The following is a 12943-nucleotide window of genomic DNA, read 5'->3' as shown; positions in this document are numbered from 1 at the left end:
GCACCCGCGCATAAACCTCTCCCACGATCCCGCGCCGGAACACCAGCACGCAGACCATGAAGATCAGGCCGGTGGCGATGGTCACGGGGAAACCTGAGGTGGCGAGCGTGTTTTCCAGGCCGACGACGAGGCTGGCGCCGATGATCGGGCCGACCATGGTGCCGATGCCGCCGAGCAGCGTCATCAGGATGACCTCGCCCGACATCTGCCAGGTGACGTCGGTGAGGGTGGCGAACTGGAAGACGATCGCCTTCAGTGAGCCGGCGAGCCCGGCCAGCGCCGCTGACATGACGAAGGCGGCGAGCTTGTAGCCGGCTACGGAATAGCCGAGCGAAATGGCGCGGTTCTCGTTTTCGCGGATCGAGCGCAGGATCATGCCGAAGGGCGAGTTGACGATGCGCCAGATGGCGAAGATGCCGAGCAGGACCACGACAAGCACGAAATAATAGATATCCATCGGGGCGTTGAGATCGAGGACACCGAACAGGACGCCGCGCGGCACGCCCTGGATGCCGTCCTCGCCTTGCGTGAACGGCGCCTGCACGCAAAAGAAGAAGAACATCTGCGACAGCGCCAGCGTGATCATGGCGAAATAGATGCCTTGCCGGCGGATGGCGAAGAAGCCCATGACGAGGCCGAGCAGTGCGGCACCCCCCATGCCGAGCAGGATGCCGGCTTCCGGCGGCCAGCCCCAGACCTTGACGGCGTGCGCGGTGAAATAAGCGGCGCCGCCGAAGAAGGTGGCGTGGCCGAAGGACAAGAGGCCGGTATAGCCGAGCAGGAGATTGAAGGCGCAGGCAAACAGCGCGAAGCACAGCATCTTCATCAGGAAGATCGGGTAGACGAAGAACGGGGCCGCCAACAGCGCCGCTATACCGAGCCCGACCAGCACCCATTCGAGCCTTGGCGAGGGTTTGGCCGATGCCTCGCGCAGCGAAAGCCCGGCCATGTCGGATGTCTCTTCCGCCATCTCAGGCGTCCTTTCCGAACAGGCCGGCCGGCCGGACCAAAAGTACGATCGCCATGATGACGAAGACCACCAGGTTGGAGGCCTCGGGGTAAAAAACCTTGGTCAGGCCTTCGGCGAGGCCAAGCATGTAGCCGGTGACGATGGCGCCGAGGATCGAGCCCATGCCGCCGACCACCACGACGGCGAAGACGACGATGATGAGATCCGATCCCATCAGCGGGCTGACCTGGTAGATCGGCGCGGCCAGGATGCCGGCGAGCCCGGCAAGGGCCGAGCCGAGGCCGTAGGTGAGGGTCAAAAGCAACGGCACGTTGACGCCGAATGCCTGGACGAGGCGGGGATTCTCGGTCGCGGCGCGCAGATAGGAACCGAGCCTGGTCTTCTCGATCAGCGCCCAGGTGCCGAAGCAGACGAGCAGCGACGCGACAACGACCCAGCCGCGATAAATGGGCAGGAACATGAAGCCGAGATTGGTGCCGCCGGCCAGCAGCGGCGGCACGGCGTAGGGGTTTCCCGACACGCCGTAATAGTAGCGGAAGATGCCTTCCAGCACGAGCGCGAGGCCGAAGGTGAAGAGCAGGCCGTAGAGCGGATCGGTGTCGTAGAGCCGCGACAGCGCCAGGCGCTCGACCACGACGCCGAAGATGCCGACGATCAGCGGCGCCAGGACCAGCGCCGGCCAATAGCCGATGCCGAGATGGGTGAGCAGGAGATAACCGATGAAGGCGCCCAGCATGTATTGGGCGCCATGGGCGAAGTTGATGACGCGCAGCAGGCCGAAAATCACGGCCAGGCCAAGGCTCAGCATGGCGTAGAAGGAGCCGTTGATCAACCCGACCAGCAACTGGCCGAGCAATGCCTGGACGGGGATGCCGAAGATCATCGTCATGGCGCCATCATACACCCAGGATTTCGTGGAGCAGCGTCATGCGGTCCGCCAGTTCGCCGGTGGGAAACCCGGCCACGACCTTGCCGTGCTCCATCAGGTAGAAACGGTCGGCGACACGGCTGGCGAAGCGGAAATTCTGCTCGACCAGCAGGATGGTCATGCCTCGCTGCTTCAGCGTCGCCAGCAGCTCGCCGATGCGCTGGACGATGACAGGCGCGAGGCCCTCGGTCGGTTCGTCCAACAGCAGCATCTTGACGCCGGTCCGCAGCATGCGCGCGATCGCCAGCATCTGCTGTTCGCCGCCCGACAGCCGCGTGCCGGGACTGTTGCGCCGCTCCTTCAGATTGGGGAAAAGATCGAAGATTTCCTCGACGCTCATGCCGCCCGGGGCGACGACCGGCGGCAGCACCAGGTTCTCGTCGACGGTCAGCGTCGAGAAGATGCCGCGTTCCTCCGGCACGAAGCCGATGCCCTGGTGCGCGGTGCGGTGCAGCGGTAGCCGCATCAGGTCGGCGCCGTCGAAAACGACCTTGCCGGTGCGCCGGCGGATCAGGCCCATGATGGCGCGCAGCGTCGTCGTCTTGCCGACGCCGTTGCGGCCGAGCAATGTGACCGTCTCGCCGGCAAACACTTCGAGGTCGACGCCGTGCAGCGCATGGCCCTCGCCATACCAGGCGTTGAGGCCGCGGACCGCGAGCAGGGGCGAAGCGCTAGTCATCGGCCGTGCCCATGTAAGCCACCTTGACGCGCTCGTCGCGGCTGACGGTGGCGTAGTCGCCGGCCGCGAGCACCTCGCCGCGCTGCATCACCGTTATCCAGTCGCAGAGATCGGCGACCACGGTCAGATTGTGCTCGACCATCAGAACCGCGCGGTCGCCCGCCACCGAGCGGATGAGGGCGGACACCGTGGCCACGTCCTCATGACCCATGCCGGCCATCGGCTCGTCGAGCAGCAGCACTTTGGGATCCAGCGCCAGCGTCGTGGCGATCTCGAGCACGCGTTTCCTGCCATAGGAAAGATCGCCGGCCAGCCTGTTCGTGGCATCGCCGAGGCCGACGGACCGCAGCAGTTCCATGGCACGCGGCGTCAGCCGGTCGAGCGCCGCCAGCGAGCGCCAGAACTGGATGCCGAGCCCAGCCGGCCGCTGCAGCGCGATGCGTACATTGTCGAGCACGCTGAGGTGCGGAAAGATCGCCGATATCTGGAACGAGCGCACCAGCCCCATGCGCGCCACTTTGGCCGGCGAGGTGCGGGTGATGTCGTGGCCGAGCAGCTCGATCCTGCCGCTGGTCGGCGCCAGGAATTTGGTCAGCAGGTTGAAAACGGTCGTCTTGCCGGCGCCGTTGGGGCCGATCAGCGCATGGATGTTGCCATGGCGGACATCGAGATCGACATTCCTGACGGCGACGAAGCCGGCAAAGTCACGCCGCAGGCCGCGGGCGGAAAGCACCACCCGCGGCTCTTCCGCGTTCAGATCAGGCGGCACCGTGGCCGCGCCGGTCACTGGGCGGCCGTTGCGCAGCCGCTGTCCTTCTCGCTCAGGAACGCCTCCTTGCCGGGGATGGTGGCGAGGTATTTGTAATAGTCCCAGTCCTTGCTGCTCTCGCTGGGCGCCTTGACCTGGTAGAGATACATATCGTGGACCATGTTGCCATCGGCCTGGACCTTGCCGCCGGTGATGACGGCGTCGTCCACCGGCAGCGAATGGAGTTGCTTGGCGACCGCTTCGGTCTCGTCCGTGCCGGCCTTGTCGATCGCCTTCAAATACTGCGTCACCGCCGAATAGGTCGCGGCCTGGATCATGTTCGGCATGCGGTTGGTGCGCTTGAAGAAGCGCTGCCCGAATTCGCGGCTCTTGTCGTCGCGGTCCCAGTAATAGCCCTCGGTCAGCACCACGCCCTGCGCCGCCTGCAGGCCGAGCCCATGCACCTCGGCCAGCGTGAACAGGAGCGCCGCCAGTCGCTGGCCGCCCTGCACGATGCCGAATTCGGCCGCCTGTTTGATGGAATTGGAGGTGTCGAGGCCGGCATTGGCCAGCCCGATGACCTTGGCGCCCGAAGATTGCGCCTGCAGCAGGAAGGACGAATAGTCGGTCGCGCCGAGGGGATAACGCACCTCGCCCAGCACCTTGCCGCCATGGCTCTCGACGAACTTGGCGGTCTGCTCCTTCAGCGAATAGCCGAACGCATAGTCGACGGTGACGAAGAACCAGCTGTCGCCGCCCTGCTGCACCAGCGAGCCGCCGGTGCCCACCGCCTGCGAGTGGGTGTCATAGGCCCAGTGGAAGCCGTAGGGCGAGCACTGCTTGCCGGTGAGGTCGGTGGTCGCCGCACCGGTGACGATGTCGATCTTCTTCTTTTCCTTGGAAATCCCCTGCACGGCGAGCGCGACCGAAGAGGTCGTCAGCTCCATGATGGCGTCGACCTGCTCGGTGTCATACCACTGGCGGGCGATGTTGGAGGCGATGTCGGGCTTGTTCTGGTGGTCAGCGCTGATGATCTCGACCGGCGCTCCCTGCACCTTGCCGCCGAAATCCTCGACCGCCATCCTGGCCGCCTCGACCGACCATTTGCCGCCGAAATCGGCATAGACGCCGGATTGGTCGTTGAGGATGCCGATCTTGACCTTGCCATCGGAAATCTCGGCGGCCGAGGCGGGGATAGTGGTGGCCGCGAGAAGCGCGGCGGAAACGACATGGCGTAGCTTCATGAGTTTACTTCCTCCCAATGTGGATGAATCCGCCCGCCCCCTACGATCGTCATCCGCAAGCACTATGCAACATTAGGAAAATGAGGCGGAAGGGCAAGGGGCGGCCCCGGATTTCATGACGGCGAGACGGCCCATGGCGTGCGACACGACTATGTGAAGCTCGACCTGCCGCGGACCGAGCTTGTCTCGGCCCGGATGGCCTCAGCCCTCGGCGGCGACGAGATGGCCGTTGCCGACATCGCTGAGCGCCAATTTCAGCGGCGCCTCGCCGATCCGGCGGGTGGCGCTGGGGATTTCCTGGTCGAGGCGGGCGAAACGGCTTCGGCGCCGCGCCGGATCCGGCACCGGCACGGCTTCGATCAGGCGCCTGGTGTAGGGATGGCGGGGGTTGGAAAAGACCTGGTCGCGTGTGCCCATCTCGACGATCTGGCCCAGATACATGACGGCGACACGGTCGGAGATATTCTCGACCACGGCCATGTCGTGCGAGATGAAGAGATAGGCGACGCCAAATTCGCGCTGCAATTCCTTCAGGAGGTCGAGCACGCGCGCCTGCACCGAGACGTCCAGCGCCGAGACGCTTTCGTCGGCGATGATCAGCTTTGGCCTCAGCGCCAGCGCACGCGCGATGCAGACGCGCTGGCGCTGGCCGCCGGAGAATTCGTGCGGGTAGAGCTCCATCTGGTCCGATGACAGGCCGACGCGGTCGAACAGCGCGGCGACGCGCTCGCGGCGCTCTTCCTTCGAGGCGATGCCGTGGATCAGCAGCGGCTCGGCGACGAGGTCGCCGACGCGCATGCGCGGGTCGAGCGAGGCGTAGGGGTCCTGGAAGATCATCTGCACGTCGCGGCGCACCGCCTTGCGCTCGGCGCCACCGAGGCCGGACAAATTGCGGCCGCCGACGACGATGTCGCCGCTATACGGCACCAGCCCGGCCAGCGCCTTGGCGGTGGTCGACTTGCCGCAGCCGGATTCACCGACCAGCGCCAGCGTTTCGTTGGGCGCGATCGAAAAGCTGACGCCCTCGACGGCGTGAACGCGGCGGGTGACCCGGCCGAAGACGCCGCCGCGCAAGTCGAAGCGGACGTGGAGATCGGTGACCTCGGCGACCTTCGCCGGCGTTGCGGCTTCGGCTTCCCTAGATTTCTGACGGCCGGCGCCGCTGCCGATGCGCGGCACTGCGGCCAGCAGCTCGCGCGTGTATTCGGCTTGCGGGTGGGCGAAAATGTCCGACGTCTTGCCTTCCTCGACCATTCGCCCATGCCGCATGATGATGACGCGATCGGCCATTTCGGCGACAACGCCCATGTCGTGGGTGATCAGGATGACGCTGGTGCCGTGCTTCTGCTGCAGGTCGCGCAGCAGCTCCAGCACCTCGCCCTGCACAGTGACATCGAGCGCGGTGGTCGGCTCGTCGGCGATCAGCACGTCCGGTTCCAGCGCCAGCGCCATGGCGATCATCACCCGCTGGCGCATGCCGCCGGAGAGCTCGTGCGGAAATTGCCTTAGCCGGCTTTCGGCCTCCGAAATACGCACCGCCTTCAACGCCTCGATGGCGCGCTGGCGGGCCTCGTCCCGCGACAGGCTGGTGTGCGCCTCGATGGATTCGGTCAATTGCCGGCCGATCGACAGCACCGGGTTGAGCGAGGTCATCGGTTCCTGGAAGATCATGGCGATGCGGTCGCCGCGGATATGGCGCATGCGGCGTTCGTCGAGGGCGGTCAGCTCGGTGGCGCCAAGGTGGATCGTGCCGGCGGAGATGCGCGCGGCGGGCTGCGGCAGGAGCTGCATGATGGCCAGCGCGGTCATCGATTTGCCGGAGCCGGATTCGCCGGCGATGCAGAGCGTCTCGCCACGCTTGAGCGTCAGGGACAGGTTGGAGACGACCTCGCGGGAGCCCTCATCGCCGCGTACGGAGACGCAGAGGTTGGCGATGGTGAGGACGGTTTCGGGAGTTGAGGTCATTGGGAAGGCAGCCCGGAAAGGGATTTACTCCGGCACACCCCCCTCTGCCCTGCCGGGCATCTCCCCCGCAAGGGGGGAGATTGGCAGTTCCCACGCCCCGCCTCTCTTCCAGCGGTGACGATTGGCGAAAGCCCAAGCGCGATCCGATCTCCCCCCTTGCGGGGGAGATGGCCGGCAGGCCAGAGGGGGGTGTCTAGACGCTGACCTGTCATTCAAACACGCAGCGCGGGAAGTAGAACGACACCACCCAGTTGGGCATGTCGACGATCTCGCTGATGCGGAGATCGCCGCAGACCGAGGCCAGCATGTAGGCTTCGACCGGGTCGATCTGGTAGCGGCCGGCGAGCAGGTCGACCATCTGCGCCACGGCCTCTTTTGCGCCACTCATCAGGTCCGGCCCGATGCCGGTCGTCACCTCGTAGCCCTTGGCGTCGAGATGGCGTGTCACGGGACCCGGCGTGGTGAAGCGCGGCGTTTTCAGCCGCGCATCTTTCACCAGGTCGAGTTTCAGCACCACGTTCATCGGGCTTTCGATCGCCGTGCCGCAGACCTCGCCGTCGCCTTGCGCGGCGTGCGTGTCGCCGACCGAGAACAGCGCGCCCGCCACCTCCACCGGCAGGTAGAGGGTGGTGCCGGCGGCAAGGTCGCGGATGTCGAGATTGCCGCCGACGCGGCGCGGCGGCACCACCGAGTGATGGCCCATTTCGGCCGGCGCGTTGCCGATGGTGCCGGCGAATGGTTTTAGCGGCACGCGAGCATTTTTGCCGAACAATGCCGGCTCCAGCGAGGCGGCATCGTATTTCCAGATGTTGAGCGCCGGCTCCTGGAAATCGTCGGCGAGCAGGCCGAAACCGGGAATGTTCGCCGTCCAGCCGAAGCCGGACGGCTTGAACATCTCGATCGTCACCTTCAGCGCGTCACCCGGCTCGGCGCCTTCGACGAAGATCGGCCCAGTGACCGGATTGATCTGGCCAAAGTCGAGCTTGGCGATGTCGGCGGCGGTGCTGTCGGGCTGCAACTGGCCGCCCGAGGAATCGAGGCACTGGAACTCGATGGTCGAGCCTGGCGCCACCCGCTCGGCCGGGACAAAGGAATTGTCCCAGCCGAAATGGTGATGGCGCCCGTGGATGGTGTAGTCGCAGTTATTGCACATCTTTTACGTACACATTGTCATAGTTGATCGGGATATGGACCGGGTCGACATAGAGGTTGTCGGCGCCGCCCATGCGGGCCGACTTCATGGTGAAGCGCTGTTCGTTGAAGACCGGCGCCCAGGGGGCGTCCTCCATCACCTTGTCGTAGATGGCGCTCCACATCTTGTCGCGCTCGGCGGCCTTGGCCGGGTCGACCACCGAATCGGCCTCGGCCGCCTTGGCATCGAGATCCTTGTTGCAATACCACGACCAGTTCCAGCCGCCCGGCACCGCACCGGCACAGCCGAGGATAGGGCCGTAGAAGTTGGACGGATCCGGGAAGTCGGCGATCCAGGCCATGCCACCCGACCAGATCATCGGCGCCCCGGCCTTGTCGCCGCCGGCGGCGATGACGTTGGCCTGGGCGAGAGACTGGATGCTGGCCTTGATGCCGATCGCCGCAAGGTCCTGCTGGATCGCCTGGGCGATGCGCGGATTGGGGTCGGTGTTCATGGCGAACAATTGCGTGTCGAAACCATCGGGATGACCGGCCTCGGCAAGCAGCGCCTTGGCCTTGGCAACGTCATAGGGGTAGCCCTTGTACGCCTTGTCGTAGCCGGGCATCGACGGCGGCAGCGGCTGGTTGGCCGGCACGGCGCGGCCGTTGATGATCTGGATGATGCGCGCCTTGTTGAGCGCCATGTTGACGGCCTGTCGCACCTTCACATTGTCGAACGGCGCCATGGTTGTGTTCATGGTGACATAGCCGGTGTGCAGCTGGCCGCCTTCGACGACGCGCGCCTTCTGCTCGGGATCGGCCATCACCTCCTGGAATTTTGCCGGCGGAATGCCGTCGCCAGGCACGTCGATCTCGCCCTTCTGCAGGCGCAGCAGCGCCACGATCGGCTCCTGGCCGATCTCGAAGGTGATCTTGTCGAGATGCGGCAGGCCCTTGTGCCAATAGTCCGCGTTGCATTCGAAGACGATGCGCTGGCCAAGGGTCCATTCCGCCAGCTTGAAGGCGCCGGTCCCGACCGGATGCTTGCCGAAATCGGCGCCGTATTTCTCGACCTCTTCCTTCGGCACGACATGGGAAAAGTTGATGGCCATGACATGCAGGAAGGTGGCGTCCGGGCGGGTCAGCTCGAAGTTGACAGTGTAGGGGTCGACGACGGTGACGCCGGAAAGCGTCTCGGCCTTGCCGGCGGCGACATCGTCATAGCCCTTGATCGAGCCGAAGAAGCCGGCGCCGGGGCTCTGCGTCTTCGGATTGGTGACGCGGTCGAGCGAATATTTCACGTCTTCGGCGGTCATCTCGCGGCCATTGTGGAACTTCACGCCATGGCGCAGCTTGAAGGTGAAGGTCTTGCCGTCGGGCGAAATCTCGTAGCTTTCGGCGAGGTCGGGCTTGAGGTTGGTGGTGCCGGGCTCGTAGTCCACCAAGCCGTCGAACAGGCTCTTGATCATCGACCAGTTCTGCCAGTCATAGCCGATGGCCGGGTCGAGGGTCGCGACGTCGTCCTTGTAGGTGATGGTGATGGCGCCGCCCTGCTTGGCGTTCGGGTCGACGGCGTCCTCGGCGCGGGCGCTTGTCATGCCGAGCATCAGCGCCAGCGCCGATGCCGCGACGGTCGATGCGAGAAACTTCTTCATTGTCCTGTTCCCTTTCTCTGTTTGTTTTCTGGTTTCATCTGAGTTCGATGCTCATCGCAGTTTGATACGGGGGTCGATGAAGGGCGCGATGATGTCGGCCAGGAGATTGCCGAGCACGATGGCGAAGGCCGAGACCAGCGTGACGCCCATGATGATCGGGATGTCGACGCGCTGGATGGCTTGCCAGGCGAGTTGGCCGATGCCGGGCCAGCCGAACACGCTTTCGACCACGACGATGCCGCCCATGAAGATGCCGATGTCGATGCCGATCATGGCGACGACCGGCAGGATGGCGTTGGGCAGCGCATGGCGGAAGATGATGGCGCCCCGAGCCAGGCCCTTGGCACGCGCGGTGCGGACGTAATCCTGGCGCAGCACGTCGATCATCGACGAGCGCATCATGCGCGCATACCAGCCGGCGCCGAGGATGCCCATGGTGAGCGAGGGCAGCACGAGATGACGCCAGGTGCCATAGCCACCGATCGGAAACCAGCTCAGCCGCACGGCAAAGACGTAGAGCAGCAACAGGCCGACGACGAATTGCGGCGCCGAAACGCCGACGAAGGACGCGACCATCAAGGTCTGGTCGGTCGCGGTGCCGCGCTTGACGGCGGCGATCAGGCCCATCGAGAGGCCGATCAGCAGCTCGCACAGGATGGCCCCGACCATCAGCAGCAGGCTCGCCGGCAGCCGCGAGACGATGAGTTCGGTCACCTCCGAGCGCTGGATGTAGGAGCGGCCGAGATCGCCGCTGACGAGCTTCGTCAGATAGTGCCAGTATTGGACGACGAAGGGCTGGTCGAGGCCGAGCTGCTGGCGGATGTTCTCGACCGTCTGCGGCGTGGCGCTGCGGCCTGCGATCTGGCGCACCGGATCGGCGGGCAGGAGATAGAGCAGCGCGAAGGTGATCAGCGAGACGCCGAGCAGGATGAGCAGCGACTGGATCAGCCGGCGGCCGAGATAGGCGATCATGCCCGGCCCCTTTGCGTCGGATCGAGAATGTCGCGCAGCGCGTCGCCGATCAGGTTGAAGGCCAGCGCCAGGGCCAGGATCGCGGCGCCGGGGAAGAACACCAGCCAGGGTGCCGCCTGGAAATAGGTCTGGTTCTCGAAGATGATATTGCCCCATGACGCCGTCGGCGGCTGCACGCCGATGCCGAGGAAGGAGAGCGTCGCCTCGAGCAGCACCGTGGTCGAGATGCCGAGCGTGCCCCAGACGATGATGGTCGGCAGGAGATGCGGCAGGATGTGGCGAAACAGGATGCGCGGCGCGCCGGCCCCGATGGTGCGTTCGGCATCGATGAACTCGCGCTCGGCGAGCGACGAGGTCTCGGTGTAGACGACGCGAGCGGTCTGCACCCAGTTGACCAGCGCGATGACCATGGCGACGATCCATAGGCTCGGCTGGAACACCGCCGCCAGGCAGATGGCGAGCAGCAGCGCCGGAAACGCCATCATCAAATCGGTGAAGCGCATCAGCGCGCCGCCGATCCAGCCGCGGAAATAGCCGGCGGTGACGCCGACCAGCGTGCCGATGAAGAGCGCCACGCCGTTGGCGACGATGCCGATGATCAGCGAGGTGCGCGCGCCGTAGAGGATGCGGGTCAACAGGTCACGCCCGAGCAGGTCGGTGCCCAGCCAGAATTTCGCACTCGGCGGCAGAGGCGAGCCTTCGATGGTCAGACCGTCGAACATCTGTTCGTTGGGATCATAGCCGGTCAACCATGGCGCCAGGATTGCACCGGCGACGACAATGGCGACGATGACCAGGCCGAGCAGCGCCAGGCGGCGCTTGACCAGCCGGCGCCAGACGCCGGCGCGCGGCTTGGCCGGCATGCGCCCTGCCGTGAGATCAGGCGCGATGGGGCTGGTCATCGCCGCTCTCTTCCCCGATCTGGCCTTCCCCGGTCCTGGCTTCCCCGGTCTTGGCTTCCTCCATCATCGCCACGATACGCCGCGCGGCGTCCTCGACGCTGATCTGCCAGCTCATCGCCAGCGAGCGCAGCTGCGCATAGGCGCGGTCGTCGTCGCCGCCTTTCGACAAAGCCGAGACAGCCCGCACGATGGTCTGGCGTTCGGCGACCCGCTGGCGCAATGTGGCAATTTCGCCGGCTAAATGTTTTCTCGCCTCGAAACTCTGGCGCGCGATCAGCAGCGCGCTGTAGACGCCGGCATTGCCGACCGGCTTCAGGAGCTGGGCGTCGGCCTTGTGCGACAGCGCCCATTCGATGCGGCCCGGCGCCTCGGAACCGATCAGCGCCACCAGCGGCATCGGCGCCTCGCCCGGCTTCCAGGGAAATTGTTCGTCGAAGCCGAGATCGGCGTCGAAGAAGACGAAGTCGGCGGCCAGCGCCTCCGGCGCCAGTTCCGGCCAGCAATCCACGGTGACAAGGCCGATGGCCGACAACTGCCTGGTGATCGCTTGCGTCGTCGGGTGCGGGCGATGCAGGACAAAGGCCCTGGCGCCGCCGAGATTGGGGATGCGCGGGGTTCTGGTCACGACACCACCCGCAAGCGCGGCCGGCCGAATGTCTTTGCGGGGTCGTAGCGCGACAGGTACGGGTCCGGCGCGACCTCGTGCTGCCGGCTGACGACTTCGAAGTAGCCGTCCGCGATCCGGCCTATGATGACAGGCAGCGTGGCGTGCTGGGAATGGGCGTCGATGGCGATCGGGCCAAGCCGCGTGGAGAAGCGCCGCTCGGCGAAGGCCTTGGAAAATTCCGCCGGGCCGGCATCTGGATCGCGCGACAGCACGTCGGCCATTACCTGCACCGAGGCATAAGCGGAGGCTTCGAAGGACGACGCGAAGGCGGCCGGCCGCGGCGCGAAATACGGTCCGACCGACAGGTGACCCTTGCCTGTTTCGCCGATCGCCGGCAGTTCGCCTTCGGTCAGGTTGCAGGAGATCACCGGGCAAGATTCAGGACTGAAAGCCGCATCCTCGCCCGCCAGATCGCGATAGGCCGCAAGGAAGGCATAGGACGAGGTGCCGATCAGGTTGTTGAGGATGAAGTTCGGTCGCGTCGCGCGTATCTCGGCGATCAGCCGCGACACGTCGGTCTCGCCGATGCGCAGATAGCGCTCGCCCAGCACCTTGCCGCCGGCATCGGCGATGAGGTCGCGCGCAACGCGGTTCATCTCCCAGCCCCAGATGTAGTTCGACCCGAGCAGGAAACCGTTGGCGCCGAAGCGCGGCACGACATGGGCCATAAGCGGCACCAGATGCTGATTGGGACAAGCGTGCATGTAGACGACATGCTCGTTGGCCTCGAAGCCCTCATAGGGGCAGGCATACCAGAGCATGCCGCCCGCCTTCTCCAGCACAGGGATTGTCTCCTTGCGGCTCCAGGAGGTGACGCAGCCGACGACATGGCGTGCACTGCTGGTCCTGAAGATGTCTTCGCACAGCGTCGCGTAACGGTCGGCGTTGCTTTGCGGGTCGCGCTCGACCGGCACCAGTTCGATGCCTGAGCTCCTGTCGGCGTTGATGTCGGCGATGGCGCGCATGGCGCCCATCCGGCACGCGTCGGAGACGAGCTGATAGCTTCCCGAGCGGGAATAGAGGATGCCGATCTCGATGCGCCGTTTCAAACCGATCCCCAAAATGACAATGCCCCGCAGCCA

12 protein-coding genes are annotated in these 12943 nt (G+C 65.4%); all 12 read right to left on the bottom strand.

The features are described from left to right. A partial coding sequence (locus tag LB571_RS27815) for a branched-chain amino acid ABC transporter permease (protein WP_411969748.1) occupies nucleotides 1-949 on the bottom strand: 949 nt, incomplete at its 3' end. A gap of 22 nt (nucleotides 950-971) precedes the next feature. Then, the gene (locus LB571_RS27810) at nucleotides 972-1859 is read right to left on the bottom strand and encodes a branched-chain amino acid ABC transporter permease (RefSeq protein ID WP_140719386.1); all 888 of its coding nucleotides are present in this window, start codon (nucleotides 1857-1859) and stop codon (nucleotides 972-974) included. Nucleotides 1860-1866: 7 nt separating this feature from the next. Then, nucleotides 1867-2577, bottom strand: coding sequence for an ABC transporter ATP-binding protein (locus LB571_RS27805; RefSeq protein ID WP_015314622.1), 711 nt, complete (start codon nucleotides 2575-2577; stop codon nucleotides 1867-1869). Continuing rightward, nucleotides 2570-3346: an ABC transporter ATP-binding protein gene (locus tag LB571_RS27800; RefSeq protein WP_224599595.1), complete on the bottom strand. Its 777-nt coding sequence runs from the start codon at nucleotides 3344-3346 to the stop codon at nucleotides 2570-2572. The genes LB571_RS27805 and LB571_RS27800 overlap by 8 nt, the downstream gene beginning before the upstream one ends. Before the next feature lie 14 nt (nucleotides 3347-3360). Next, nucleotides 3361-4569 carry an ABC transporter substrate-binding protein gene (locus tag LB571_RS27795; RefSeq protein ID WP_140711892.1) on the bottom strand — a complete coding sequence of 403 codons (1209 nt, stop codon included), beginning with the start codon at nucleotides 4567-4569 and terminating at the stop codon, nucleotides 3361-3363. Nucleotides 4570-4770: 201 nt separating this feature from the next. Then, on the bottom strand, nucleotides 4771-6534 hold the full coding sequence (locus LB571_RS27790; protein ID WP_224599594.1) for an ABC transporter ATP-binding protein: 1764 nt from the start codon (nucleotides 6532-6534) through the stop codon (nucleotides 4771-4773). 208 nt (nucleotides 6535-6742) lie between these two features. Beyond that, nucleotides 6743-7687 (bottom strand): acetamidase/formamidase family protein, encoded by a 945-nt coding sequence (locus LB571_RS27785; protein ID WP_224599593.1) that lies wholly within the window; start codon nucleotides 7685-7687, stop codon nucleotides 6743-6745. Beyond that, entirely contained in the window at nucleotides 7677-9320 is a 1644-nt protein-coding gene (locus LB571_RS27780; RefSeq protein ID WP_224599592.1) for an ABC transporter substrate-binding protein, read from the bottom strand. Before LB571_RS27780 ends, LB571_RS27785 begins: the two co-directional genes overlap by 11 nt. Nucleotides 9321-9371: 51 nt before the next feature. Beyond that, on the bottom strand, nucleotides 9372-10292 hold the full coding sequence (locus tag LB571_RS27775) for an ABC transporter permease (protein WP_224599591.1): 921 nt from the start codon (nucleotides 10290-10292) through the stop codon (nucleotides 9372-9374). Continuing rightward, on the bottom strand, nucleotides 10289-11194 hold the full coding sequence (locus tag LB571_RS27770) for an ABC transporter permease (RefSeq protein ID WP_224599590.1): 906 nt from the start codon (nucleotides 11192-11194) through the stop codon (nucleotides 10289-10291). Before LB571_RS27770 ends, LB571_RS27775 begins: the two co-directional genes overlap by 4 nt. Next, nucleotides 11172-11819 carry an ANTAR domain-containing response regulator gene (locus LB571_RS27765; RefSeq protein WP_224599589.1) on the bottom strand — a complete coding sequence of 216 codons (648 nt, stop codon included), beginning with the start codon at nucleotides 11817-11819 and terminating at the stop codon, nucleotides 11172-11174. Before LB571_RS27765 ends, LB571_RS27770 begins: the two co-directional genes overlap by 23 nt. Further along, nucleotides 11816-12910 carry a transporter substrate-binding protein gene (locus LB571_RS27760; protein WP_015314631.1) on the bottom strand — a complete coding sequence of 365 codons (1095 nt, stop codon included), beginning with the start codon at nucleotides 12908-12910 and terminating at the stop codon, nucleotides 11816-11818. The genes LB571_RS27765 and LB571_RS27760 overlap by 4 nt, the downstream gene beginning before the upstream one ends. Nucleotides 12911-12943: the final 33 nt, after the last annotated feature.

Source organism: Mesorhizobium sp. BR1-1-4 (assembly GCF_020165375.1).
Taxonomy (GTDB): domain Bacteria; phylum Pseudomonadota; class Alphaproteobacteria; order Rhizobiales; family Rhizobiaceae; genus Mesorhizobium; species Mesorhizobium australicum.
This window is presented reverse-complemented; position numbering and strand designations above follow the sequence as displayed.

What these genes read in the sequence shown, in the direction of transcription:
- LB571_RS27805 (WP_015314622.1), bottom strand. Translation starts at nt 2,577, where the DNA reads ATGACTAGCGCTTCGCCCCTGCTCGCGGTCCGCGGCCTCAACGCCTGG.
- LB571_RS27795 (WP_140711892.1), bottom strand. Translation starts at nt 4,569, where the DNA reads ATGAAGCTACGCCATGTCGTTTCCGCCGCGCTTCTCGCGGCCACCACT.
- LB571_RS27780 (WP_224599592.1), bottom strand. Translation starts at nt 9,320, where the DNA reads ATGAAGAAGTTTCTCGCATCGACCGTCGCGGCATCGGCGCTGGCGCTG.
- LB571_RS27785 (WP_224599593.1), bottom strand. Translation starts at nt 7,687, where the DNA reads ATGTGCAATAACTGCGACTACACCATCCACGGGCGCCATCACCATTTC.
- LB571_RS27770 (WP_224599590.1), bottom strand. Translation starts at nt 11,194, where the DNA reads ATGACCAGCCCCATCGCGCCTGATCTCACGGCAGGGCGCATGCCGGCC.
- LB571_RS27790 (WP_224599594.1), bottom strand. Translation starts at nt 6,534, where the DNA reads ATGACCTCAACTCCCGAAACCGTCCTCACCATCGCCAACCTCTGCGTC.
- LB571_RS27810 (WP_140719386.1), bottom strand. Translation starts at nt 1,859, where the DNA reads ATGACGATGATCTTCGGCATCCCCGTCCAGGCATTGCTCGGCCAGTTG.
- LB571_RS27775 (WP_224599591.1), bottom strand. Translation starts at nt 10,292, where the DNA reads ATGATCGCCTATCTCGGCCGCCGGCTGATCCAGTCGCTGCTCATCCTG.